The organism is Bacillus sp. LH1 (assembly GCF_057924895.1).
In genome coordinates this window covers 4,220,617-4,245,757 of record NZ_CM175007.1, presented here as the reverse complement: position 1 = coordinate 4,245,757, position 25,141 = coordinate 4,220,617, and the positions used below count along the sequence as shown (strand labels likewise).

Genomic DNA, 25,141 nt, shown 5'->3' with positions numbered 1-25,141 from the left:
TTCACATATTGTAGGGATAAAGTGAGGAATGCTATGAGGGAAATGGAGTGATGGTATGAAAAGGCTAATAGTACGTAGTAGTGTAGTGTTGTTTATGTTTTTATGTTCTATCACTATTACTAGTGCAGAAAATAATAGTGTGAAAGTTGCTTTTATTCGTCATCATAATCTTTGGATTAAAGTTGATGGGAAAGAAATACAGATTACAAAAGGAGAGTACATAACAGGGCCGAAGTGGTCATATGATGGGGAGTGGCTAGCGTATGTAAAAGGGAAGAAACAAAGTATTCTTGAGTTATATCGGTTGAAAGATGGAAAGAAAGTTACGCCGTTTCACTCAGAAGCATCGAATTATCAATGGTCACCAACAGAAAATATAATTGCATTTATATTTACAGGTACATTACATACATTTGATGTAGAAAAAAAGAATACAGATTTTGAAAATGTATCGGCAGGTGTAGGAGATTATGCATGGTATCCTGATGGAAAGAAGTTTTTTGTATCCTCTGAAGCACACTTACTTCCAACAGGATGGACAGGGGCTCAGCTATATGAAGTGCAAAAAGATGCACATATGAATCCTCACAAAATGAAGCATTTGTATGCATTACCAAATGAACATGATGATTTCCTAGCATTAGTTGCAAGTGGCTTTCAGTGGTCGCCAGATCAAAAGTGGATTTCATTTTTAGCAGTACCGACAGCTTCATGGTCAGCTGATAGCAATACGCTTTGCTTAGTTCGTGCAGATGGTAGTCGTTTTGAAAAGGTAGATCAAATGTTATTAAACACACAATGGTTCAAATGGGCGCCAGCCAACAATATATTGGCCTATATTGAAGGAAGCGGGAGAGTTGCATTAGAGAATAAACATTTGAAAGTAAAAGAATTGCCAGCACTTCAGCAGAACACATTTACACCGAAAGGATATGTCGATTGGGATTTTACATGGAAGAATGATAACGTAATTATCGTTTCACGAGCAAAAGAGGCGGGAATAGAAACTCCACCAGAAAAAAGACCACTACCATCTTTATATGAGATCGATAGTACAAGCGACGAACAACATCGAATCACAAAGCTACCTCATAGGCAAGGAGATTATCATCCGCTCTTCATGAATAAGAGTAATCAATTAATATGGATACGTTCAGACCGTAAGAAAGCGGATGTATGGCTTGCTCATAAGGATGGAAAGCATGAAATGAAGTGGATTGAAAATATAGATGTACCAGAATGGTATTATGAGAAATGGAATTGGGGAAATGTTATCTCGGTAAAAGAAGAATAAAAAACTGCCTAAAAGATTGTTTTAGGCAGTTTTTTACTGTTATTTATGTGTTTTATTTGGCTTTTTTTTCGCTGGGTTTCCGTTCCCTTGGCGCTTTCTATTTTGTTCATCTTTTGCTTGTTTTTCATGTAGTGTATCTAAAAATTCATTCGAGTTACTCATGTTTATATCTCTCCTTTCATTTTGTCATGATTACTATAACCATTTAGGAGGATAATCATGAGTTAGAAGTTAGGCACTTAATTTTCTTCGATAATGTAAGTAAAATATTCCATACATAACAAATAGCATGAGTAAAACTTGTAACTCTACATTTTCTTTTAAAATAGCTGCGATAGTGTCTGGTAAGTACGGTGATTTATCGTTTGTGCTTAAACCTAACCATTTATTTAAGAGGCTAATGGTACAAAACATAAAAACACCGGACCAGCTTGCCGTAATTGCTTTTTGCTTAATTTTTGTTTCACGTTCATCATCTGTAATCCAAGGATTAGCAGTTTTATCACTACTAAAGAAGCCGTTTATATATCCCCATACAATCATTCCAATAAAGACAATTATCCATTTCATATATGTAATTCTCCTTTATATGTAAAAAGTTTTTTACATATAATATTGTAATATTTTACAAAGTTTCATGTCAAATGTTTTTTACATATTAGTTTTCATATAGCAGGAATAAAGTATGAGATAGGGAAGAAATATGTAAGAGGATTTCATAATGAGAGGAGGAAGGGGATGAAAATCGTCTTTGTTCGGCACGGGGAAGGAGAACATATAAGGGATTTGCCATCAAGTTTAAAAGTGCTTCATCCGCCATTGACGGATGAAGGAAGGAATCAGGCTAAATTACTTCAATGCAATGTGCCATTACAAGAGGCGGATATATTAATTGCTAGTCCTACACTTAGAACTTTGCAAACGGCGACAATATGGAGTGCGAAAGTTGCTTGTCAAAAAATCGTTCATCCATATGTATCTCCGCGTATTTTTCCTTATCGAGAAGAAGCGAGAACATTACCGTGCGATTATATAGTAGATCAGGGAATGATAACAAAGTTATTTCCGCATTTTTCGATAGAGAAAAGCTCAAATAATCAGTTATGGAAGGAAGGTATAAACACTATTTCAGAGAATAGTTTTCAGCAAATAGTAGATAAATTTCTTCTTTGGTGTTATGAACTGGGTGCGGAAAGAATTTGCATTGTATCTCACGATGGAACAATTACAGCATATAGGCAATATTTACAGAAAGTCGTTTTAACTAGATCAGATTTTTTGAAAGAAACGGGCATATATGAAATGGATTTATCCCATAAAATTCTGATTGATAAGGGCTGATTATAGGATGGGGGTTGTATGTTGAATGTTGCACTAGTAGTTGGTTTTAATTCGGATTTAGAGGCGCAATCAATCCGAGCATCTCTTGAATATTTTGGTGCAAGGGTTGTGACATATTGGATTGGTAGACCGAAAGATTTTGTGGAAGTTCTTTCTGGAAAGAACTTATTTAACGATATTAATTATATTATTTTTTGCTTTCATGGTGAAGAAGGGAAGTTTGTCATGGAAGAGTTAGGCGAAGAAGTATATGAACAAGATGAACCGAGAGGGTATTTTGGTACAGAAGAAATTTATAAATATGCAAAATTGCATAATACACATATTGTAAATAGCGGGTGCACGTTAGGGGAGCAAAATCTAGCAAAGTCTCTTTTACATAGTGGTGCGAAATCATATATTGGATCGATTGATTATGTAGATGGAAATGCAGCACTTATGTTTACTATACGCTTATTTTATGGGGTTATTAACCATGGGAAAACGTTAGAAGAAGCCTTTCAAGAAGCGAGTTTAATTGATGAGGAGACACATACATTTCGATTCTATAATTAGTGTGAAACACGTTTATTCTATATTCGAATAAACGTGTTTCACATTTAACTCACATTTTTTTTACATTTTTTTCAATGAAAATGGTTATCACTTGTGGTATGATATGTTCAAGTTTTTACAGGTAATAAAAGTTACTATATAAACGTTAGTTTTTAATGTTTCATACGCATGTCACAGATTATTCATAATTAACGTTTAAAAAATAAGTAACTAATGTTATTATATTATCTGTAACTAACTTAATTACAACTTTAGGAGGAAGATATGGTTATTCAATTTTTAAGAGAAAACAAAGCAGTTTCTTTTGCATTAGCAGTAATTCGAGTATATCTTGGTTACACATGGTTAATGGCTGGAATCGGTAAACTACAAGGAAAAGGATTCGATGCAACAGGTTATTTGCAAGGGGCAATTGAAAAATCTAAAGGTGCACAACCGGCTGTTCAATCTTGGTGGGCATCATTCTTACAAGAATTTGCAATTCCAAATGTAGATTTGTTTAATACACTTGTAACATGGGGAGAAATTTTAGTCGGAATTGGTTTAATTGTAGGCTGTTTAACAAAAACAGCGGTCTTTTTTGGTCTTGTAATGAACTTTTCCTATATGTTTAGTGGGTCAATTGGTGTGAACCCTGAGATGGTTATCTTATCTATGTTTGTTCTTGTTTCCGGTATGAACGCTGGGAAATTTGGAATTGATGGCTTCGTTATCCCGAAAGTATTAGGATCAAAAACTCCAAAACGCCAAAAGCAAGCTGCTTAATATATGAAAACGGGTATCTCATTTTGAGATACCCGTTTATGTTATTTTTCAACTTTAATCGGATTGTTCTTAAAGAAATCTTTTACATACCCGACAAATTCTTGTGGTTCTTGGCGAAATGGTGCATGATAACCTTTTTCAATAATATGTAAAGTGCTATTTTTTAAGAATTGATGATACGTTTCTCCTTCTTTCCAGGAAACGCTACTATCATTTCTGCCCCATATAATTAAAGTTGGCTGTTTTATTTCATTTGCATTAATTTTAAGACGTCTAGGCCATAATTTCATTTTATTATAATGCTCTTCATCATTACGTTTGAATTTCACTTTGCTTTCATCATAATCTGTAATAGAAGAAACGGCATTTAAATCAGTCGACAATTGTGGTTTTGGTGAGCCTTGTTTATTAACGAATGTATGAGGGCCACCTGTAGCATCAGTTAAAATAAGGTGAGAAACTGCTTCAGGATATAAATATGTTAAATTTAGAGAAATTTCTCCCCCCATGGAATGCCCCAGTATTGCGAATGAATCATACCCTAGTTTTTTCATTAATTTATAATACAAATTTGCATGAGTTGGAAAAGAATAATAAAAATCCATTGGCTTAGATGAGCGCCCGAATCCTAAAGCATCTACAGAAATAATTGTATGATCTTTTGCTAAATCGGAGTAAATCTTTTGAAAACCATCTGATGACCCTCCAAAGCCATGAATCATAAGTAAAGGTGGTTTTTCATTACCAATCTTTTTAAAGTAAATGGTTTGACCATCTATTTCTACCATTTTTTCCTCGGTAGCTAGTTTCGCTGTAATTGTATTTTTAACTTGTTTTACTTGTTCTACTGGCTTTTCTGCTGCACTACATCCTACTAATAGTGTAAGAGTAAGACAACCTACCATAAAATAGCTAAATCGCTTCAATTAGGTGTCTCCTTTCTAACATAACGCTGTATCTATCATAGCAAATAGCATATTACGATTTCCAGGAAGTTGGCTACCATTTTTTATCATAAGAGGTGAAAGGAGCGTTTCTTGGAAATTTTCTGTTTGAAGAAATTGACGAAATGTAAATTGTGAGTGTGGAACATCAATTCGTACTATACCATTCCAACATTCACATATCTTTTTTAATAATTGGATAGCATCTTCTTCTTGCTTGGCGATAAGTGGATTGATACATAATATATTGCCCTTTTGTATGCATAATGAAAAAGCTTCTATACAGTTATTTCTTTCAATTTTAAAAGAGTATACGGCCCTTGGTAATAGCAAAGAGTAAAGTAGAGAACGATTCATACCAGTTGCAATTTGATCCAGAGAAGTAAGAGATATAAGGTCTTCTTCTTGTACTTGTTGTAAGTGAGAAGGATACGTCTTAATAGTCTGCTTTTCAAAACGATGAATCGTTGTTGCTGTTTGAAATCCACATGATGTGTATAGAGGTTCGCCAGCTTTTGTCGCAATAAGTGCAATGGGTTGTTTTGGATGAATTTGTTCCAAGCAATGATTTAGCAACATGCGCCCTAATCCGCGTCCTTGAAAATTAGGGTGAACGATTAACATACCAATGGAAGCGAAGTTACTTGGAAAGGGAAATACTCCTCCAGTCGCAATGAGTTTGTTTTCATGAATGTAACCTACAAGTGTGCCGATAGAAAGATACATTTCGAATTGTTTTTTCATAAAAATTTCATCGTGTAACCATCCAACAGATTTGCAAAGATTAAGTAATTCAAAAATAAAAGACTCATTTAGCGTTACTATTTTCATAAAGGCTCACCGCATTTCTATTTATTTTCATAAAAATAGAGTCAAAATGTAAAAAAAGAGATTTACGTTAAATGAAATCCAACTTGTTTATATTTAAATTGTAAAGGGCGAGATGATTGATACAAAAAGACAAAGTTATACAAATTATAACTGATATTTACATAAGTTAACAAAAAATTTACATACAGCTAATTTTCTCTTAATAGTCTTCCATTAAATTTGATAGTGGGAAATGAATAACCTAATTAGGGGGACAAGACAGTGAAAAAGTTTGTGAAAAAAGCATGGCCATTTGCAGTTGTGGCATCATTAGCGGTTACTTCGGTAGCAACATGGAATTTTACTCGTTCTAGTGAGGTTAATGCAGATGAGAACGGAAGCAATGCAAAGATTAAAAATGTTATCGTATTAATTGGGGATGGTATGGGCCCTTCATATATGACGGCTCACCGTTATATGAAAGATAATCCAAAAACCTTTGAAATGGAATCTACAGAATTTGATAAGCATCTTGTAGGAACACAAAAAACATACCCAGAAGATGAACATGAAAATATTACAGACTCTGCATCGGCAGCAACAGCTATGTCAGCAGGGATTAAAACATATAATGCTGCAATTGCAGTTGATAATGATAAAGCGGAAGTGAAAACAGTTCTTGAGCAAGCGAAAGAAAAAGGGAAATCAACGGGACTCGTTGCAACTTCTGAAATTACACATGCAACACCAGCTGCTTTCGGTGCGCATGACATTAGCCGTAAAAATATGGACGCAATTGCAAATGATTATTTTGATGAGAAAATTAAAGGGAAGCATAAAGTAGATGTTATGCTTGGCGGCGGCGTAAAGAACTTTGTTAGAAAAGATCGTAATCTTACAGAAGAGTTCAAGAAATCTGGTTATAGCTATGTAACGGATCGAGATCAATTGTTAAATGATAAAAATGATCAAATTCTTGGTTTATTTGCACCAGGTGGATTAGATAAAATGATTGACCGTAATGAGAAAACACCTTCATTAGAAGAAATGACTAATGCAGCAATTGAGCGTTTGAACAAAAATAAAAATGGTTTCTTCTTAATGGTGGAAGGAAGTCAAATCGACTGGGCTGGACATGATAATGATATTGTTGGTGCAATGAGTGAAATGGAAGACTTCGAAAAAGCTTTCAAAGCAGCGATTGAGTTTGCGAAAAAAGATAAAAATACGTTAGTTGTTGCAACGGCAGATCACGCTACTGGTGGATTATCTTTAGGTGCCAATGGCGAGTATAACTTTAAAGTAGATCCAATTAAAGCTGCAAAGCGTACACCAGACTTTATGGCAAATGAGATTGCAAAAGGTGCAAATGTAGAAGAAACATTGAAAAAGTATATTGATTTACAATTAACTCCAGAAGAAATTCAAGCTGTAAATGATATAGCTCCTTCAAAAGATGTAACAAAGATTGATAATGCAATTGAAGATATTTTCAATAAGCGCTCGGTTACAGGCTGGACAACGGGTGGACATACAGGGGAAGATGTGAACGTATATGCATTTGGTCCAGGTAAATACTTGTTCTCTGGCGTTCAAGAGAATACAAATATAGCGAAACGTGTCTTTGATATTGTTGGCGGCGGCGATCCGAATAAAGGAAGACGCTAATTAAGAGCGAAAGTGAGGCGAAATGCCTCACTTTTCTTTTTAGGAGTTGGGAATATGAAAAAGTTATTTAGGAAATTAAGATTCCTTTTAGTATTTGTAGTATTACTAGTTGGATGTCAACAAGAAGAGAATAATGTAGAACAAAAATCTACTACTAAAAAAACTGAGGAAAAGGTACAAATAACAAAAGAAGAAGAGAGATCTATTCAAGATGTTATTCATACATTTGTGCGAACGACGAATGAAAAAAATCTTGCAGAACATATGGAGTTATTTTCAAAGAAGATGCCTAGTGCTGAAGACTTAAAAATACAAAAAGAAGCCGCATTTCAAAAGGGAAATAAGAAAATTGAATTGGAACATATAGATATGAAAGTTAGTAAAGTAGGGTATGTTATTGTTGAAACGAAAGAAAAGGAAGTAGACGACAGTATCACTCTTCAAAAGAAAGTACAGTATGCCCTTGGAAAAGAAGAGGATAAATGGAAGATTGAAGAGGTTCGAACAATAGAGAAAAAATAACGTGAAACTTTAATAAGTGTAGGAGTCGTACTTCCCAAAATGGTAGAAAAAAGGTTCTCATTGGCGAGAACCTTTTTTTATAGTGGTAGCATAATTTGATTTGAGCATGCCTCAATATCATCAATATCTTGACGGATTGTGGCCATTTTATTATCAAGATCTTCAGCTTTCATTGCTGCATCATGTAGTTCATCTTTTAAATACTCCGGTATTTTCCCTTCATATTTATAATAAAGTTTGTGTTCTAAACTTGCCCAAAAGTCCATTGCTAGTGTACGTAACTGAATTTCTGCAAATACATCTTTTGTACCAGAATTTAGTGATAAAGGGTATTTAATAATCATGTGTAAACTTTTATATCCGTTTCGTTTTGGGTTAGCGATATAATCTTTTACTTCTATGACTTCCATATCTTCGCGTTTTTGAATGACTTCTTTCAAATGATAGATATCTTCTACGAAGCAACATGTAATACGAATACCAATAATATCTTGTAAATGTGTTTGAGCGTTTTCAACTGTTGGTAATAAGCTTTTGCGCTCTAGTTTTTTAATAATACTTTCAGGTTGTTTTAGTCTTGTTTTTATATGTTCAAACGGGTTGTAATCCTCTAGAAATTGAGCTTCCCGGTTCATAATTTCAAATTTAGTTTTTAACTCTTCTAAAGCAAATGTATATGGTAATACAAAAGCTTTCCAGTAGTTAACTGTTGATTGATTATATTCCATTTATATACACACCTTTTCCTATTTGCAAGTGAGGTCGTTATTATACTAAATACCAAATCATATAAGCGCAAGCAGCAAATGATGAGATCATAAAGCGATATTTAGTTTTCATACTTTCAACTCCTTTCGAGTAAGATTTTATATAAATAAACGTGATTGTTAATAAGTTCACTATGTACAGTTTCTATAGTAATAGATTCGTGTGAATTTCGTATGAACTAATTGTTTCAGCTTTTTGTCTTTTTTGCTGTTAATCATAATTATTATTCGGATTTAAAGTGTTTTTATTTGATTTATCTATTTGTATAAATTAATGTATATTTGAATTTATAGTTATTGAGGAGGATATATGGTGAACTTTGAAGAATTAGCAATTGCTAGACGTTCTGCAATGAAATTTATACAAGGTATAGAAATCCCTAATGAGGATTTTAAAAAAATATTTGAGTTAACTAAGCTTTCTCCATCTTGCTATAATTTGCAGCACACACATTATGTTGTAATTCGTGATCAAGAGCGAAAAGAAAGATTAAAAGAATTAGCTTTCGGTCAATATAAAGTATCGAGTGCATCAGCGGTAGTGCTCGTTTGTGGTGATAAAAAAGCATACCAAAATGTTGAAAATATTTACTTCGGTATGAAAGTTTTAAAAATGATTGATGAATGTGAATATGAAGATACAATTAGGCAAACGAAAGGTTTATATGAAGGAAAAGGAGAGCGTTTCATGGAGGATGAAGCGATTAGAAATGCTTCGTTAAGCGCGATGACTTTTATGTACGCAGCTAAATATTATGGCTATGATACATGTCCAATGATTGGTTTCGATGAAAAAGCAGTACAAAGTGAATTAAATATGCCGGAGCATATAGTACCTGTTTTAATGATTACGATAGGAAAAAGTGATATGACTAAAACTCGCCCACGAGGATATCGAAAGCCGATTAGTGAATTTGTTACATACGAATCGTTTTAATAAAGTGAAACTTTTAATTAGTGGGGGTCTTACTGCCCGTTAATGCGGGACAAAATTGATTTAACTATAAAAACAAGGGGATTCTAAATGGAATCTTCTTGTTTTTGCAATTGACAAATAGAATGAAGTTTTATAATATATAAATCGTAATCATTACGTTTTAGTTGCGATCTTTGAAAGAAAGGAGAATTAAATATGCGTGTAAATATTACATTAGCTTGTACGGAGTGCGGCGATCGTAATTACATTTCTAAGAAAAATAAACGAAACAATCCAGAACGCATCGAACTAAAAAAATATTGTCCACGATTAAAGCGAGTAACGTTACATCGTGAGACGAAGTAAAAGACTAGAGATATCTCTAGTCTTTTTTTTATAGTTCCTTGGTTTTGTTTGTTATAATTACCTTAAAATGTAATAAAGGGAGCGGTATGATGAATCAAAAAGATAAGGAAAGAAAAGAGCGAGTGGCTCATATTATTAACATTCCAGATGAATATAGTCTTGTTGTAGATGATCAAGAAGGGGTTGATGACCCGTATCATCTATTATGGTGGGAGCATAAAGAGGATCAGGAGAGAACGATACAAATTACATTGAATAGACATACTGGTAATTTAATTGAATTTAGGATAGATGATGGAAATTATTTTTCGAGTGATAAGGAAGTTATAGAGGAGAATAGGGTAAGAGAGATTGCAAATGTATTTATAAAAAAACATGTGGAAGAAGGATTAGAGTTTTATACATATGTAACTATCCAGGATGATTGGCGTGGCTGGAAAGAAATAAATTATATGCAAGAAGTAAATGGATATCCATTACCGGATACAGGATGTGTGGTGCAAGTGCATCCTTCAGGGAATGTTGTGAATTTTCATTATAACGGACGAGAAAGCATAAAAGAAAAGCCGTTATGGCCAAGTGAGATTGTTGAGGAGAATATCGTTTTAGACAACTTAAAGGCCAAACAAGATATGAGGCTTGTATTTGTAGATTTAACACATTCTTTATGTAAATATGAAAATGGAGAAGAAGTAAAAGGGTACCACCTTGTGTATGTACCAGAACCTAGTCATGTATTTATTGATGCAAGTACAGGTAAAGATTTATTTGGACCAGATCATTATAAATTACCGCCAACAATGGCTGTTAGAAAACAAAAAAAGGGTAGCCAACAAGATGATGTATTCGATTTATTTGACTGGGATAAAGAAAGTTTTACAAAAGTAGTTGAGACGGAAAATGATGATGAAATAAGGATGAAATTTGTTCCGAAAGAGGAATTACAAAAACAGAAAGAAGAAAAGAATCCATATTTAATGAATGAATTCTTTAACAAGCATTTACCGATGTTGAAATATAATAATTTAGTTAGCGTTACAATTGATAAATTAACCAATGAATTAACTGGTTTTATAAAACTGACAGATGATAAAGAAGTAAAGCAAATACTGTCTAGAGAGGAATGTTTACAAAAAGCACTTCAATTTTTAGAACGAGTTATTCCAGATATCAAACAATATCTGCGTCTTTGGGAGGAACGGGAAGCAGAAGAAGATGGGATTGAAAGATTTATCTTTTCTGTATATATAAATGATATTCTGGCAGAGTATAACCAATTTATGATCAACATCAATGCAGAAAATGGTGCTGTTATGCACTACTCGGGGGAGTCTAGCAACTTTATAAAAAAATTACTTACATATGAAACAACACCAAAAGTAACAAAAGAAAAAGCGTTAGAAATATACAGAGCGGCTATCCGAGTTAAATTAGAATGGTTTGTAGATCATGATGCAGAGGAAACGAAATACAAACTACTGTACAAACTACTGTACAAACAAACGACAGATGAAAAATATAAAGAACCTTTTGATTGTAGTCGGGAAATTCGTTATATTGATGCCCAAACTGGGAGAAAGATTTGGAGTAAGTAAAATAAAAAGAGTTATTTTCTTTGAAAAATAACTCTTTTTATTTTTATAATTTGCCTGTTCGCTTTTCAAAAGTAAATGTGATAGGAAGATTGGAATGAGAACTATCACTTTTAAATATTACTTTCCATTCTTTAGTATGGGCTTTAATTTCAAAATTAAGAAGATTTATCGCTCTACGTTTATCTATTTCTAAAAACATATTATGAATTTCTGGTTCTTGCTGTAAATTAAGAGCCTTTAGTGTGACTGTAAATGTGAAAAAATTCTGCCCTTCATATACTATTTTTGATATTTTTGTTTTTTGTGTATTTAACAGCACATAAAAACGGTCTGATGGAGTTAATTGTACAGAGTCATCAGTAATTTCATTCTCGCTATTATGAAGTTCAACTAAGAAAGATGTACTATGGGAAGAATCTTTTTTGCTTGTAATCTGTAATTCAGTAGGAATCATCGGTATTTCATAAAAGTCATTCCTTATTATGTTATTGTAATCCTCTGAAAATTTACGGACTTCTTTTGGAAAAGAGTCTTCTTGTGTACTTAAAAAAGTTTTATGTTGCTTTGGAATTTTTTTACTAAAATTTAATGTTTCTTTAAAGTAATAATTGGATCCAGTTAAAAATAAAAAACTACAAATTAATAAAAAAATTCGATACAGATTTTGAAAATGAAAGAACAATAGTATACATGTAATAATTCCAATTACATAGAAAATAAAGATAAGTAGTTCTAGTTTTGAGTGAAACGAGAAACCATAGTTATGAAAAAATTTTATTCCAGTTATAATTTGAGCTCCAAAAAATAAAGAAATTCCAAATTGAAAAAATAATAAATCAGGCCCTCTTTTAATAACAAAAGTAATGAACGAAATGAAAAGTAAAAATACCCCTAAATAAATTGTTACATTTAATAATCGTTCTAATGTAATCATGAATAATGTCCCCTTTAATAGCATATTCATATATAAATAACAATTTTATATAATTATAATATAACAATAAATCATTTTAAATGTTGGAAGTGTTGAGTTTTATAAATAAACTGTACAGACACAAACAACCTCACGCCCACATACACATAATAAAGACCACTATTTTGGCGGAGGTGAAAGGTTTGAGTCTATTCGCCGCAATTGGATATATGGTTCGAGAAGTGTTTGTCTTTGTTTCTTATGTGAAGAATAATGCGTTCCCGCAGCCGTTATCATCAGATGATGAGAGAAAGTACTTAGAGTTAATGGAGCAAGGTGATGCTCAAGCGAGAAATCTTTTAATTGAACATAATTTACGGCTTGTAGCTCATATCGTTAAAAAATTTGAGAACACAGGAGAAGATGCAGAAGATTTAATTTCAATTGGTACGATCGGGCTCATTAAAGCGATCGAGAGCTATTCTGCTGGAAAGGGAACGAAGCTTGCGACGTATGCAGCACGCTGTATTGAAAATGAAATTTTGATGCATTTACGTGTACTAAAGAAAACGAAAAAAGATGTTTCACTTCATGATCCGATCGGGCAAGATAAAGAGGGCAATGAAATATCGCTTATTGATATATTAAAATCAGAGTCTGAAGATGTAATTGATATGATTCAGCTTAGTATGGAGTTAGAAAAAATTAAAGAGTATATCGATATTTTAGACGAAAGAGAAAAAGAAGTGATTGTGAAACGTTTTGGACTTGGGCTAGATAAGGAGAAAACACAGCGGGAAATCGCTAAGGCGCTTGGTATTTCTAGAAGCTACGTATCACGGATTGAAAAGCGTGCTTTAATGAAAATGTTCCACGAGTTTGTAAGGGCAGAGAAAGAGAAAAAAGCGAAAGAGTAAAGTGTATTAGAAGCAGCCATATTTAAAATGGGCTGCTTTTCTTATTGTAAATAAGAAAAGAAAACGCGTTATGCTAAGAAGAAATACATGTTCACTGTTGAAAATGACGGATTCTATCTGTAATATTAGAAGGTGCTAAATAATTTAAGAATAATACCATACTTAGTTTTCTGTATGTATAATAAGGCTGCTTTATATGATATGTGGGAATAAGAACCAATTTTACATATGATATAGAAAGAAAAGAAGGGAAAACTAAAGTTATAGACTGATTAGGGGGTTTCGCAATTTGCGACGTACATTATATCGACTTATGATAGAACTTACAAATGGTCGCTTTACTTCTTATATATTACGTAAATTTGCACAATCTCGTTTGAGCTCTATCATTATTCCATCGTATGCGAAAGTTTTTCAAATTAATCAAGATGAGATGGAAAAGGGTTTGAAGGAATATAGAACATTGCATGAATTATTTACGCGTAAGCTAAAAGAAGGAAAGCGTAGTATTGATACAGATGCATCGAGTATCGTTAGTCCTGTTGATGGTGTTTTTGCAGATCAAGGTCCTATTGAGGATACAAAAACATTTGATATTAAAGGAAAGCGTTATTCGATTGTGGATATGCTAGGTAATGAAGAACGTGCAACGCGATATGCAGGCGGTACATATATGGTAATTTATTTGAGTCCAAGTCATTATCATCGCATTCATAGTCCGCTTTCTGGTTCTGTGACTGAAAGATTTGTACTCGGTAGAAAATCATATCCGGTAAATGCAGCTGGTATGGAATACGGGAAAGAACCACTGTCAAAAAATTATCGTTCTGTTACAGAAGTAAGCAGTGATGGCGAGCATATGGCTCTTGTAAAAGTAGGTGCCATGTTTGTTAATAGTATTGAGCTTTTGCATGAGAGAGACACTGTTCAAAAAGGTGAAGAAATGGCATACTTTACATTTGGTTCAACAGTTGTGTTATTGTTTGAAAAAGATATGATAGAAGTAGTGCAGGAATTAAAGAGTGGACAAGAGCTTCGTCTTGGTCAAAAAATAGCTACTCGCTTAGCTCATAAATAAAGAAAAGCTTTTATAACCGTAAGTAAGAGTTATGGGCAAAGATACTTAATGATGAAATCCCCTAGATGGGAGTACTTGTTTATTCGAGAGCCATCGTAGGATGGCTCTTTTTACAGGGCATCCAATAAATTATCCTTTAACTGTTTAATTGGTAAGGGCTGATTAAACTTTCACTTTATATGTAATCAAGATGATTTGACAAGCTTGTCCTCTAATGAGCGTCTAATGATTTCTTGTTTTATAAGTAAAATGAAGTCGGGATTTAATTTTAGTTCTTTTGCTTTATAATAAGACTCAGTGAGTAACTCAGTGGATAACTGTTCCATATGTTTTGTTTTCAAGGTGAGTCACCTCCTAATAATATAAGGATTGATTCGTTGATGCATTTAATGTACCAAAAAAATATGACAGTCACAAACGAGTGGTTATCCACATACCTAGGTGGATAAAGTGTGTATAGTTTGTTAGTAAATTCCAAATTAACTGAAAAATTAATGTGGAAAATGTGTACAATTTTATCCACAGGTTATATATCGAAAAATGTTGTCGAAAAATTTTATGAAAAATCCTCAAAGAGGTGAAAGAAATTGAAACTATTTTTACCAAATGAATATGTGAAAAATGTATATCATGTTCAACCAGAAGATTTAAAAAAACGTGGGATTAAAGGCGTTATTACTGACTTAGATAACACTTTAATTGAATGGGATCGTCCCAATGCAACACCGCAACTTGAAAAATGGTTCTTGGAAATGAAAGAGCAAGGCATTCAAGTAACGGTCGTTTCAAATAATAATGAGCAACGTGTAAAAGATTTTGCTGATCCATTAGGTATTCCATTTATTCATAGTGCACGTAAACCATTTGTTCGCGCATTTAAGCGTGCGATACAAGAGATGCGTTTGCAGCCAGATGAAGTTGTAGTAATTGGAGATCAGTTACTGACGGACGTGCTTGGTGGCAACCGAGTAGGCCTTCATACAATTTTAGTTGTACCGGTAGCACAAACGGACGGATTAGTAACGCGCTTTAATCGAAAAATTGAACGAAGAATTATGAAAAATATGAAGAAAAAAGGTTTAATTAACTGGGAGGAATAAAGTTTGACTGAAACAATTAAATGTATTGGTTGCGGTGTAGAAATTCAAACAGAAAATAAAAACGAAGTGGGGTATGCTCCTGCCTCATCTTTAGAGAAAGAACAAGTTATTTGTCAACGTTGTTTTCGCTTGAAGCATTACAATGAAATTCAAGATGTATCGTTAACAGATGATGACTTCCTACGCATTTTAAATGGAATTGGAAAATCAGATGCATTAGTAGTCAAAATTGTAGATATTTTTGATTTTAATGGTAGCTGGTTACCTGGCTTACATCGTTTCGTAGGGAATAATAAAGTATTACTTGTTGGAAATAAAGCTGATTTAATTCCAAAGTCAGTAAAACATGATAAAGTAAAACATTGGATGCGCTATAGTGCAAAGCAGCTAGGATTAAAACCAGAAGATGTCTTTTTAATTAGTGCAGCGAAGGGACAAGGAATCGCTGAACTAGCAGATGCTATTGAGTATTATCGCGGCGGCAAAGATGTTTATGTTGTTGGATGTACGAATGTAGGGAAATCGACATTTATTAATCGTATGATTAAAGAATTTAGTGATGAGACTGAAAATGTAATTACAACATCTCATTTCCCAGGAACAACACTTGATTTAATTGATATTCCATTGGACGAAGAGTCTTCTTTATATGATACGCCAGGTATTATTAACCACCACCAAATGGCTCATTATGTTGGAAAGCAAAGCTTAAAGCTTATTACACCAACAAAAGAAATTAAGCCGATGGTATTCCAATTAAATGAAGAACAAACGTTATTCTTTAGTGGATTGGCACGTTTTGATTATGTAAGTGGTGGTCGTCGTGCATTTACTTGTCACTTCTCGAATCGCTTAACAATCCATCGTACAAAGCTTGAGAAAGCAGATGAATTATATAAAAATCATGCCGGGGATTTACTAAGCCCACCAACGCCAGAAGAATTAGCAAATATGCCTGAGCTAGTGAAATACGAATTTAATATTCGTGAACCTAAAACGGATGTTGTATTCTCTGGATTAGGATGGGTTACTGTGAACGAACCAGGAGCAAAAATTGTTGCACACGTACCAAAAGGAGTAAGTGTTTCACTACGTAAATCTTTAATTTAATATGGAGAGGGATTTATGAAACAATTATATGGTGTAATCGGAAATCCAATTGGACATTCATTATCACCCGTTATGCATAACGATGCATTTGAACACTTGAATATGGATGCCCATTATCATGCGTTCCTTGTTGAAGAGGAATTGCTAGGGGAAGCAGTAAGAGGTTTAAAAGCATTAGGTATTTCAGGATTTAATGTAACAACTCCGCACAAGGTTGCTATTATGGAGTATTTGGATGAGATTGACCCATTGGCAAGGAAAATCGGTGCAGTAAATACAGTGGTTCATAAGGATGGAAGATTAATTGGCTATAACACAGACGGGATTGGTTTTGTTCGAGCGCTGCAGTCAATTAGTAATGAACCACTTCAAGGGAAACGTATTTTGTTACTTGGTTCAGGTGGTGCTAGCCGAGCTATTTATTTTTCTCTTGCTGATGTAGGTGTAAAAGAGATTGATGTAGCCAATCGTACAGTAGATAAGGCAAAGGAACTTATTGCTGCACGTACGGCCGATGTTAATTCTGTTGCTTTGTCGTTAGAAAAAGCGACAGAAGAACAAGGAAATTATGATATTATCATTCAGACGACAACGATAGGTATGCATCCACACGTAGAACATACGCCATTACAAATTTGTTCGTTAAAAAAAGGAACGATTGTATCAGATATAATTTATAATCCATTTGAAACGAAAATTTTATGTGAGGCAAAAGAGCAAGGTGCAATCATTCAAAATGGTATTGATATGTTTGTTTATCAAGGAGCACTTGCATTTGAAATGTGGACAGGACGCACGCCAAATATCGAGAGAATGAAACAATTAGTTATAGAAAAGCTTGGAGGCTAACATATATGTTAACAGGAAAACAAAAAAGATTTTTACGTGCACAAGCACATCATTTAACACCAATTTTTCAAGTAGGAAAAGGCGGAGTAAATGAAAATATGATTAAACAAATCGCAGATACTTTAGAAGCTCGTGAGTTATTTAAAGTAAGTGTATTACAAAACTGTGAATTTGATCGCCGTGAGGTTGCGGAAGAACTTGCAAAAGGTGCACGTGCTGAAATCGTTCAAGTAATTGGAAGCACAATCGTTTTATACAAAGAATCAAGAGAAAATAAACAAATTAAGCTTCCTCGATAAAAAGACTAGCATGCGCTATTTTTATCGTTTATGCGTAATGATGTAGAGAGCGAAACCAATTGAACTTTTATTAATAGCAACTCTCTTCATTCCTAACCGAGGAGAGTTGCTGTATGTAAAAGGAAGGGGCGTTTCTTTTGAGAAAAATTGGCATCATTGGCGGTACATTTGATCCGCCTCACTATGGACATTTGCTAATTGCAAATGAAGTATATCACGCTTTGAACTTGGAAGAAGTATGGTTCTTGCCAAACCAGATTCCGCCACATAAACAAGGGCGGAATATTACAAGTGTAGAAAGTCGTTTACATATGTTAGAGCTCGCGACTGAGGCAGAAGAGCACTTTTCTATTTGTTTAGAAGAGCTAAGTAGGAAGGGCCCATCTTATACGTATGACACTATGTTACAATTGACGAAGAAGTATCCGGATGTGCAGTTTCACTTTATTATTGGTGGGGATATGGTTGAGTATTTACCGAAGTGGTATAACATTGAAGCTTTATTTAATCTTGTAACGTTTGTTGGAGTTGCAAGACCTGGGTATACATTGCATACACCATATAAGATTACTACAGTGGAAATTCCGGAATTTGCAGTTTCTTCATCCTTATTACGTGAGAGATATAAGGAGAAGAAAACGTGTAAATATTTACTTCCCGAAAAAGTACAGGTATATATCGAGAGGAATGGGTTGTATGAATCGTGAGAATGCACTGCATATTGTCAAACAACAAATGCATGAAAAACGTTATATACACACAATTGGTGTAATGGAGACAGCGATTGAGCTTGCTAAGTTATACGGTGTGGACGAAAAAAAAGCAGAGATGGCAGCTATATTCCATGATTATGCGAAATGTAGAGCAATTTCAGAGATGGAAGAGATTATTAAACGTGAAGATTTGCCGAAAGATTTACTTTGCTATAACAAAGAGTTATGGCATGCACCTGTTGGGGCATACTTAGTAGAAAAAGAAGTAGGCATTACGGATTCTGAAATTTTGCAAGCTATTACATATCATACAAGTGGTCATGAGAATATGACGATGTTAGATAAAGTGATTTATGTAGCTGATTACATTGAACCTGGGCGAAAGTTTCCAGGAGTGGAAGAGGCTCGTAAACTCGCATATACGGATATAAATCAAGCTTTATTATTTGCGTTAAAGAGAACAATTCAATTTTTAATGGAAAAAGATCAGACGATTTATCCATTAACATTCCAAACATACAATGCAGTTATCAAGGAGGAAATGAGTAAATGAACGATAAAGATTTATTAGTATTAGCGGCAAAAGCAGCTGATGATAAGAGAGCAGAAGATATGGTTGTCCTAAATATGCAAGGTATTTCACCAATTGCAGATTATTTCATTATTTGTCACGGGAATTCAGACAAACAAGTGCAAGCAATTGCACGTGAAATTAAATCAAAAGCACATGAGTTCCAAATCGACGTACAACGTATGGAAGGGTTTGACGAAGCACGTTGGGTATTAGTTGATCTTGGAGATGTAGTTGCTCATGTATTCCATAAAGATGAGCGTAATCACTATAATTTAGAGCGTCTATGGGGCGATGTGCCACGTGAAGATATTACAGAAGAGTTAGGCCAATGAAATACGAACAATTTGCATTGTTGTACGACGAACTAATGAATGATGTCCCTTATGATAAATGGGTGGAATTTACAGAGGAAAGTTTACAGCAGGCAGATATGAAAGAGGCAAAAATTCTTGATGTAGCATGCGGTACAGGTAATGTAACCCTGCCGCTTGTGCAAAAGGGTTACGATTTAATAGGTGTCGATCTTTCAGAAGAAATGTTAACAGTCGCTCAGCAAAAACTAGGAGGAGAGGGATACTTTATTCCTTTTTATCAACAAGACATGCGAGAGCTTGATGTTCCAGGTGAGTTTGATTGTGTAACCATCTTTTGTGATTCATTAAATTATGTATTGCAAGAAGATGGAGTACAAGAAACATTTAGAAGAGTATTTCATCATTTACGTCAAGATGGTTTGTTTTTATTTGATGTACATTCTTTATATAAAATACATCATGTATTTCAAAATGAAACGTATACAGTGAATGGAGAAGAAATATCTCTTATTTGGAATTGCTTCCCTGGTGAAGAATCAAATAGTGTAGAGCATGATTTAACATTCTTTGTTCAAGATCCGGAAGAAGATGTGTACCATCGGTTTGACGAATGTCACGTGCAACGTGCATATCAAGTGGAAGAGTTAACGAAATGGCTTGAAGAAGCAGGTTTTACAGTGCTTCGTGTAACAGGTGATTTTGAGCGACTTGAAGTTACAGAACAAACAGAGCGTATTTTCTTCATGGCGAAGAAAAACGGATAAAACAAAAGCAACCGAGAAGGTTGCTTTTGTTTTATAAAGAAGATGTATTTTTAGTTCTAGCATAATCTGAAGATTGTATGCGTAAAGTGTGGGAATAGTAGTTGAAGTGAAAATGTATTGTAAAAAAGTAAGTATTTATAAAAAGGATTTGGAATGAAAATGACGTATTTATTATGTGTGTTTATTGAATTGCTGATCAACGCATTCTAAATCTTCATCAAATTTTTCATGTGTTCGCTCGATTAACTTATGGAACATATCTCCAACGTGCTCTTCTAAAACCCGAATGCCCTCCCCAGTAACGCCGCCTTTCACGCAAACCTTTTCTTGTAAGGTAGGTAATGTGAAGATTTCTTTTTCAAGTAATTTCCCCATCCCCACGACCATTTCACTTACTAAAGTAGTAGCCTCTTCGTGTGTAATATTTGTTTTATCTACAGCAGCGTTAATGAAGCATTGTAGTAAATAACTAAAGAAAGCAGGACCGCAACTTGCTATATCAGATGAAACGCGCGTTATATCTTCTTCTATTACAAGAGGTGTAGAAATGTTTTTGAATAGACGAAGTAGTTTTTGTTGCCATTCTTCAGAGCAATTATCTCCAAATGTAAATAGTGAGGCGCCAGAGAGCGCGCGATTTGTGATACTTGGAATGATACGCGCGACGTGGCAAGGTACGAGAGTCTCTAATTGTGATGGAGATATTGGACTTGTAATAGAAACTAAGCACGTTTCATCAGAAAAATGTTCAGCGTATTTTTTTAGGATAGGGTATATATCTATCGGCTTGACACAAATAAAAATAAGTTGTGATTGTTCGATTACTTCCGGGATTGTTTTTGCTATATGAACAGAAGGGTATTTTTCTTTTATATGATATGCTTTTGCAGGCGTCCGATTAATGATTGTAAGGCACGAAGGTTTGACAGCACGGGTTTCTAAAAATGCATCGATTAGTATATTCCCCATGTTTCCTGTCCCTATAATTCCTATGTTCAAAGTTTCATCCCTCCTTCGTAACAGCTTTCTCCTAAACAATATGAATGATGTTATAAATTTATGATTAGAGGTGTAAAATGATGTGGGATTTTCCGAAAAAGTGGTTAGGTTTAGTAGCTATTATTGGAACTTTACTTTTTCTTGTTTTTTGGAAAACGAATCAGAGTGTAGAACGAATGCCTATTACAATGAATGTACAAGAGAAGGAGATCGAAAAAAAGGGTAAACCGAAAATATCGGATACAAAGGAACAGAAAAGAACAATTATAATTGATGTGAAAGGAGCGGTTAGTAAAGAAGGGGTATATGAAATGAAGGAAGGAGATCGCGTAAAGGATGCGGTTCAAAAGGCTGGTGGTTTTTTATCAGAAGTAGATATGAAAAAAGTGAATTTAGCACAAATTGTACAAGATCAAATGCTTCTTTATATACCGAGTAAAAATGAATCAGAACAAGGGGTGCTTACTTCTTCTAAGGAAGATGGCAAGATTCGAATAAATACAGCGGCGAAAGAACAACTAGAAAAAATTACAGGGATTGGCTCTCGAAAGGCAGAAAGTATTTTGAAATATCGAGAAGAACATGGTCCGTTTCAGAAAATAGAAGATTTATTAGAGATTGATGGGATTGGTGCGAAGTCTCTTGAAAAGATAAAAGATCAAATTATTATTCCGTAAAAGATTGACGAAGTTTTTCTTCTTTCGCTACACTACAAGTAGACAAAAAAGTAGGTGAAAAATATGGAACGAATTTCATGGGATCAATATTTTATGACGCAAAGCCATCTACTATCTTTGCGTAGTACATGTACAAGGCTTGCGGTAGGAGCGACAATCGTTCGCGATAAACGAATTATTGCTGGTGGATATAATGGTTCAATTAAAGGTGGCGTACATTGTATAGATGATGGTTGTTACGTAATCGATAATCATTGTGTTCGGACAATTCATGCCGAAATGAATGCTTTATTACAATGTGCCAAGTTTGGTGCGAAAACAGAGGAAGCAGAAATTTACGTTACGCATTTCCCTTGTTTACAATGTTGTAAGGCAATTATTCAAAGTGGTATTACAGCGGTTTATTATGCGCAGGATTATAAAAATCATCCATACGCCATAGAGTTATTTGAACAAGCGAATGTAACAGTGAAACACGTTCCGCTAGAATATGATATTGCTGCATTAGAGGATCAAAAACGTTATACAGAGTTGAAAGAATTATTTGTGTCTTTAGAAAAAGATAATTTATCAATGGAAGAATTACAGCATGTATTCACGAAAGCAAAAATGATGCTATAAGGAGTGAGTATAAGTTGCAAGAACAATGGGGGTATGTTGCAATCTCGTTTATAATAGGGATTGCAATTGCCTTTTCCTCGTCACTTTTATTGATAGTTTTTTGCCTCTTTTTAAATGTTTTCTTCTGTTTATATCGCACTTCGCGTAAAACCTTCATTTTTTGTATTGTAGCGTGCTTTAGTAGCGTTATATACACTTCCTATGTTCAAGTATGGAATAAGCCTCTAGGGAAGCCCTATGCAGTTACAAGAGGGGTTATACAAAACACACCGCTTGTTAATGGGGATCGCCTATCTTTTCAATTTGAAGATCAGAATAAAAATATAGTGCAGTTAAGTTATAGAATAAAATCAGCTTTGGAAAAGAAAAAAATGCAACAATTATACGCAGGGATATCATGTGTATTCGAGGGTGAGAGGAAAGAACCGGAAACAGCTCGGAATTTTCATGGTTTTAATTACCGTGATTATTTATACAAGCAACATATTCATTTCACATTTGAGGCTACATATATTTCTGAATGCTATAAAACATCATTGTCGCTCACGCAATGGATTCTTCTTTTAAGGCAACAAGCAATCTCGAAAGTTACAGAAATGTTTCCAGAGCAATCAGGTGCTTTTATGAATGCATTACTCTTTGGTGATAGACAACAAATGACGTTTGAAGTGGAAGAGCAATATCAACAATTTGGCCTTGTACATTTGTTAGCAATTTCAGGTTCACACATTGTATTGTTGATGGTGATAGTATATTTTATTTTGCTAAGAAGCGGTGCGACGAGGGAGGTAGCAACAATTTGCCTTATCATTTGTATTCCTTTGTATATGGTTTTAGCAGGGGCTTCACCCTCTGTTATAAGAGCTTCTATAACAGGGGTTTTGATGTTGATTGCTTTTATGTGCTCGATTCGTTTATCTAGTTTAGATGCTTTAAGTGTAACAGCTATATGTATGCTTATATATGACCCTTATCTTGTTTTTAATATTGGATTTCAGTTTTCTTTTGTAGGTAGCTTCGCTTTACTTTTGTCTGCTCCGTTATTGTTAGGGAGTAGCAACGGAGTAATCCGAAATTCTATTTATATTTCTATCATTTCACAGCTCGTTAGTACTCCGATTTTGTTATATCACTTTGGTTATTTTTCTCCATATAGCATTCTCCTCAATCTCTTATACGTTCCGTTTTTATCTATCATTGTATTACCATGTAGCATTATTATTTTACTGTGTATGCCAATTGTCCCGTTTCTCGCAAAAGGATTTGCGGATGTATTATCAATAGGCTTGAGTATGTCTAATGATTTTCTAAGTTATTGTGAAAGTTTACCATTTACCCAGCTTATCTTCGGGGAAACGCCCTTCAATCTTGTAGCTGTATATTGCGCGAGTATTGTCAGTATATTGATGGTTTGGGAAAGAAGAGCGCCGAAAAAAATGGTTTGTATAGTTGCGAGTGTATTTATTTTTATTAGCACATGTCATTATGTATATCCATATTTTAGGGGAAGCGGAAGTGTAACATTTATTGATGTTGGACAAGGTGATGCAATATTAATTCGCCTTCCGTATGATAAAGGGATTTATCTTATTGATACAGGTGGAACGCTTCGTGTGAATAAGGAAGAATGGCAACAAAAAAAGCATGAATTTTCTGTTGGGAATGATGTTTTAATACCCTTTTTACAAAAAGAAGGTATTAAAACAATTGATAAATTAATCGTAACACATGGAGATGCAGATCATATAGGTGCTGCGCAAGAATTATTATCACATATACCTGTAAAAGAAGTGGTATTTGGCCGAAAGGGAAAAGATGCAGTATTAGAAAAAGTAGTCAAGAAACAGGCATTAGAAAAGGAAATGAAAATAACTGAAGTGGGGGAAGGGGCGAGTTGGAGTGTAAATGAAGCGGAATTTTTCGTTTTAGCTCCAAAAGGAAAAGAAAAAAGCGAAAATAACGCTTCAATTGTAATATGGGCAAAATTTGGAGGGTTGAAGTGGCTATTTACAGGCGATTTGGAAGAAGAAGGGGAAAAGATTTTAGTAGAGGCATATCCAGATTTACAAGTGGATGTTTTAAAAGTTGCTCATCATGGGAGTAATACGTCATCTATAGAGCCTTTTTTGAACGTCATACAGCCTCGTGTAGCGATTATATCTGTTGGTAAGCAGAATAGGTATGGACACCCGCATAAAGAAGTGATAGAGCGTTTTGAGAAGATGGGGAGTGCGATATGGCGCACGGACAAGCAAGGTGCTATTTCCTATGTTTTTAAAGGGGAAAATGGAACCTTTAAAAGTAAAATCACATATGATAAAACACATAATAGATGAAAAAGAGAAGACTGCCATGAAGTGGCAGTCTTTAAGAACCGATAAATTTAATAACAGTTGCAATGATGAAAAGTGTTGCGAAAAAACCAAATGAGACGATAAATCCTACCCCTGAATCAATAGCGTCATTGCGTTTACTTTGAACGTTTTGTTCAAAATCATTCATTTAGAATCCCTCCCCAACATTCCACTTTAGTATAAAATATTGTCAGAAAAAAATCTACAATTTCCATATGAAGAGAAAACGAGCTTTTTTGCTACTTTTAAATCATGAAGTAATGTGAGTTTTTCGTTTCCAAGCATGTTAACAGTTGGCACTTATACTCAAATTTTT

31 protein-coding genes are annotated in these 25,141 nt (G+C 34.3%); 22 read left to right on the top strand and 9 right to left on the bottom strand.

Annotated features, from left to right (window positions below):
- Positions 1-55 precede the first annotated feature (55 nt).
- On the top strand, positions 56-1,294 hold the full coding sequence (locus ACX9TM_RS22005; RefSeq protein WP_000825713.1) for an eIF2A-related protein: 1,239 nt from the start codon (positions 56-58) through the stop codon (positions 1,292-1,294).
- A gap of 39 nt (positions 1,295-1,333) precedes the next feature.
- On the opposite strand, the gene ACX9TM_RS22000 is transcribed toward ACX9TM_RS22005, so the two are convergent.
- On the bottom strand, positions 1,334-1,456 hold the full coding sequence (locus ACX9TM_RS22000) for a DUF4023 domain-containing protein (RefSeq protein ID WP_000071866.1): 123 nt from the start codon (positions 1,454-1,456) through the stop codon (positions 1,334-1,336).
- A 69-nt stretch (positions 1,457-1,525) separates the two neighbouring features.
- Positions 1,526-1,864 (bottom strand): hypothetical protein, encoded by a 339-nt coding sequence (locus ACX9TM_RS21995; RefSeq protein WP_000871150.1) that lies wholly within the window; start codon positions 1,862-1,864, stop codon positions 1,526-1,528.
- A gap of 168 nt (positions 1,865-2,032) precedes the next feature.
- Between ACX9TM_RS21995 and ACX9TM_RS21990 the strand changes: the two genes are divergently transcribed.
- From ACX9TM_RS21990 to ACX9TM_RS21980, 3 genes are all read left to right on the top strand, one after another.
- On the top strand, positions 2,033-2,635 hold the full coding sequence (locus ACX9TM_RS21990) for a histidine phosphatase family protein (RefSeq protein WP_065382135.1): 603 nt from the start codon (positions 2,033-2,035) through the stop codon (positions 2,633-2,635).
- Positions 2,636-2,653: 18 nt separating this feature from the next.
- On the top strand, positions 2,654-3,190 hold the full coding sequence (locus tag ACX9TM_RS21985) for a delta-aminolevulinic acid dehydratase (RefSeq protein ID WP_065382136.1): 537 nt from the start codon (positions 2,654-2,656) through the stop codon (positions 3,188-3,190).
- A 264-nt stretch (positions 3,191-3,454) separates the two neighbouring features.
- The gene (locus tag ACX9TM_RS21980) at positions 3,455-3,955 is read left to right on the top strand and encodes a DoxX family protein (RefSeq protein ID WP_065382137.1); all 501 of its coding nucleotides are present in this window, start codon (positions 3,455-3,457) and stop codon (positions 3,953-3,955) included.
- Between the two features lie 41 nt (positions 3,956-3,996).
- Here ACX9TM_RS21980 and ACX9TM_RS21975 read toward each other — a convergent pair whose 3' ends face one another.
- Positions 3,997-4,881, bottom strand: coding sequence for an alpha/beta fold hydrolase (locus ACX9TM_RS21975; RefSeq protein ID WP_000819807.1), 885 nt, complete (start codon positions 4,879-4,881; stop codon positions 3,997-3,999).
- Between the two features lie 15 nt (positions 4,882-4,896).
- Entirely contained in the window at positions 4,897-5,730 is an 834-nt protein-coding gene (locus ACX9TM_RS21970; protein WP_000706988.1) for a GNAT family N-acetyltransferase, read from the bottom strand.
- Between the two features lie 261 nt (positions 5,731-5,991).
- Here ACX9TM_RS21970 and ACX9TM_RS21965 point away from each other — a divergent pair, with 261 nt between their 5' ends.
- Together ACX9TM_RS21965 and ACX9TM_RS21960 are read left to right on the top strand one after the other, a co-directional pair.
- The gene (locus tag ACX9TM_RS21965; protein WP_000714912.1) at positions 5,992-7,377 is read left to right on the top strand and encodes an alkaline phosphatase; all 1,386 of its coding nucleotides are present in this window, start codon (positions 5,992-5,994) and stop codon (positions 7,375-7,377) included.
- A gap of 54 nt (positions 7,378-7,431) precedes the next feature.
- Positions 7,432-7,899: a hypothetical protein gene (locus ACX9TM_RS21960; protein ID WP_065382138.1), complete on the top strand. Its 468-nt coding sequence runs from the start codon at positions 7,432-7,434 to the stop codon at positions 7,897-7,899.
- 77 nt (positions 7,900-7,976) lie between these two features.
- Here the strand turns inward: ACX9TM_RS21960 and ACX9TM_RS21955 are convergent, their stop codons facing one another.
- Entirely contained in the window at positions 7,977-8,627 is a 651-nt protein-coding gene (locus ACX9TM_RS21955) for a GTP pyrophosphokinase (RefSeq protein ID WP_000456230.1), read from the bottom strand.
- Between the two features lie 349 nt (positions 8,628-8,976).
- Between ACX9TM_RS21955 and ACX9TM_RS21950 the strand changes: the two genes are divergently transcribed.
- From ACX9TM_RS21950 to ACX9TM_RS21940, 3 genes are all read left to right on the top strand, one after another.
- The gene (locus ACX9TM_RS21950) at positions 8,977-9,603 is read left to right on the top strand and encodes a nitroreductase family protein (protein WP_000245983.1); all 627 of its coding nucleotides are present in this window, start codon (positions 8,977-8,979) and stop codon (positions 9,601-9,603) included.
- Positions 9,604-9,798: 195 nt separating this feature from the next.
- Positions 9,799-9,948: a 50S ribosomal protein L33 gene (gene rpmG / locus ACX9TM_RS21945; protein WP_001265617.1), complete on the top strand. Its 150-nt coding sequence runs from the start codon at positions 9,799-9,801 to the stop codon at positions 9,946-9,948.
- An 86-nt stretch (positions 9,949-10,034) separates the two neighbouring features.
- A complete protein-coding gene (locus ACX9TM_RS21940) occupies positions 10,035-11,543 on the top strand; it encodes a YcdB/YcdC domain-containing protein (protein ID WP_139256945.1) in 1,509 nt (502 codons plus the stop codon).
- A gap of 43 nt (positions 11,544-11,586) precedes the next feature.
- Here the strand turns inward: ACX9TM_RS21940 and ACX9TM_RS21935 are convergent, their stop codons facing one another.
- Positions 11,587-12,507, bottom strand: a complete 921-nt coding sequence (locus ACX9TM_RS21935; RefSeq protein ID WP_002198192.1) for a hypothetical protein — start codon at positions 12,505-12,507, stop codon at positions 11,587-11,589.
- Positions 12,508-12,659: 152 nt separating this feature from the next.
- Between ACX9TM_RS21935 and sigK the strand changes: the two genes are divergently transcribed.
- Entirely contained in the window at positions 12,660-13,373 is a 714-nt protein-coding gene (gene sigK / locus ACX9TM_RS21930) for an RNA polymerase sporulation sigma factor SigK (protein ID WP_000051382.1), read from the top strand.
- A 289-nt stretch (positions 13,374-13,662) separates the two neighbouring features.
- Positions 13,663-14,451 carry a phosphatidylserine decarboxylase gene (locus ACX9TM_RS21925; RefSeq protein ID WP_001255003.1) on the top strand — a complete coding sequence of 263 codons (789 nt, stop codon included), beginning with the start codon at positions 13,663-13,665 and terminating at the stop codon, positions 14,449-14,451.
- A 185-nt stretch (positions 14,452-14,636) separates the two neighbouring features.
- On the opposite strand, the gene ACX9TM_RS21920 is transcribed toward ACX9TM_RS21925, so the two are convergent.
- A complete protein-coding gene (locus tag ACX9TM_RS21920) occupies positions 14,637-14,792 on the bottom strand; it encodes a sporulation histidine kinase inhibitor Sda (protein ID WP_000850094.1) in 156 nt (51 codons plus the stop codon).
- Between the two features lie 246 nt (positions 14,793-15,038).
- Here ACX9TM_RS21920 and ACX9TM_RS21915 point away from each other — a divergent pair, with 246 nt between their 5' ends.
- The 8 genes from ACX9TM_RS21915 to ACX9TM_RS21880 all read left to right on the top strand — a co-directional run bounded on the left by ACX9TM_RS21915 (position 15,039) and on the right by ACX9TM_RS21880 (position 20,174).
- Complete coding sequence (locus ACX9TM_RS21915) at positions 15,039-15,551, top strand: YqeG family HAD IIIA-type phosphatase (protein WP_000765314.1); 513 nt, start codon at positions 15,039-15,041, stop codon at positions 15,549-15,551.
- A 3-nt stretch (positions 15,552-15,554) separates the two neighbouring features.
- On the top strand, positions 15,555-16,661 hold the full coding sequence (yqeH, locus tag ACX9TM_RS21910; protein WP_000140799.1) for a ribosome biogenesis GTPase YqeH: 1,107 nt from the start codon (positions 15,555-15,557) through the stop codon (positions 16,659-16,661).
- Between the two features lie 15 nt (positions 16,662-16,676).
- A complete protein-coding gene (gene aroE / locus ACX9TM_RS21905) occupies positions 16,677-17,510 on the top strand; it encodes a shikimate dehydrogenase (RefSeq protein ID WP_000812076.1) in 834 nt (277 codons plus the stop codon).
- Between the two features lie 5 nt (positions 17,511-17,515).
- Entirely contained in the window at positions 17,516-17,809 is a 294-nt protein-coding gene (gene yhbY, locus ACX9TM_RS21900) for a ribosome assembly RNA-binding protein YhbY (RefSeq protein WP_000955224.1), read from the top strand.
- 137 nt (positions 17,810-17,946) lie between these two features.
- Positions 17,947-18,516, top strand: coding sequence for a nicotinate-nucleotide adenylyltransferase (gene nadD / locus ACX9TM_RS21895; protein WP_001226046.1), 570 nt, complete (start codon positions 17,947-17,949; stop codon positions 18,514-18,516).
- Positions 18,506-19,075, top strand: coding sequence for a bis(5'-nucleosyl)-tetraphosphatase (symmetrical) YqeK (gene yqeK, locus ACX9TM_RS21890; protein ID WP_001078477.1), 570 nt, complete (start codon positions 18,506-18,508; stop codon positions 19,073-19,075). Before nadD ends, yqeK begins: the two co-directional genes overlap by 11 nt.
- Complete coding sequence (gene rsfS, locus ACX9TM_RS21885; protein ID WP_000998173.1) at positions 19,072-19,428, top strand: ribosome silencing factor; 357 nt, start codon at positions 19,072-19,074, stop codon at positions 19,426-19,428. The genes yqeK and rsfS overlap by 4 nt, the downstream gene beginning before the upstream one ends.
- On the top strand, positions 19,425-20,174 hold the full coding sequence (locus ACX9TM_RS21880; protein ID WP_000873069.1) for a class I SAM-dependent methyltransferase: 750 nt from the start codon (positions 19,425-19,427) through the stop codon (positions 20,172-20,174). Before rsfS ends, ACX9TM_RS21880 begins: the two co-directional genes overlap by 4 nt.
- Positions 20,175-20,345: 171 nt before the next feature.
- Here ACX9TM_RS21880 and comER read toward each other — a convergent pair whose 3' ends face one another.
- Positions 20,346-21,173 (bottom strand): late competence protein ComER, encoded by an 828-nt coding sequence (comER, locus tag ACX9TM_RS21875; protein WP_001020554.1) that lies wholly within the window; start codon positions 21,171-21,173, stop codon positions 20,346-20,348.
- Positions 21,174-21,250: 77 nt separating this feature from the next.
- Between comER and ACX9TM_RS21870 the strand changes: the two genes are divergently transcribed.
- The 3 genes from ACX9TM_RS21870 (at position 21,251) to ACX9TM_RS21860 (ending at position 24,807) form a co-directional block, all read left to right on the top strand.
- Positions 21,251-21,850: a helix-hairpin-helix domain-containing protein gene (locus ACX9TM_RS21870; RefSeq protein WP_000989932.1), complete on the top strand. Its 600-nt coding sequence runs from the start codon at positions 21,251-21,253 to the stop codon at positions 21,848-21,850.
- A 63-nt stretch (positions 21,851-21,913) separates the two neighbouring features.
- Positions 21,914-22,471: a ComE operon protein 2 gene (locus ACX9TM_RS21865; protein ID WP_000439770.1), complete on the top strand. Its 558-nt coding sequence runs from the start codon at positions 21,914-21,916 to the stop codon at positions 22,469-22,471.
- Between the two features lie 14 nt (positions 22,472-22,485).
- Positions 22,486-24,807 (top strand): DNA internalization-related competence protein ComEC/Rec2, encoded by a 2,322-nt coding sequence (locus ACX9TM_RS21860; RefSeq protein ID WP_065382139.1) that lies wholly within the window; start codon positions 22,486-22,488, stop codon positions 24,805-24,807.
- 31 nt (positions 24,808-24,838) lie between these two features.
- Here the strand turns inward: ACX9TM_RS21860 and ACX9TM_RS21855 are convergent, their stop codons facing one another.
- Complete coding sequence (locus ACX9TM_RS21855; RefSeq protein WP_000997609.1) at positions 24,839-24,973, bottom strand: YqzM family protein; 135 nt, start codon at positions 24,971-24,973, stop codon at positions 24,839-24,841.
- Between the last annotated feature and the right edge of the window lie 168 nt (positions 24,974-25,141).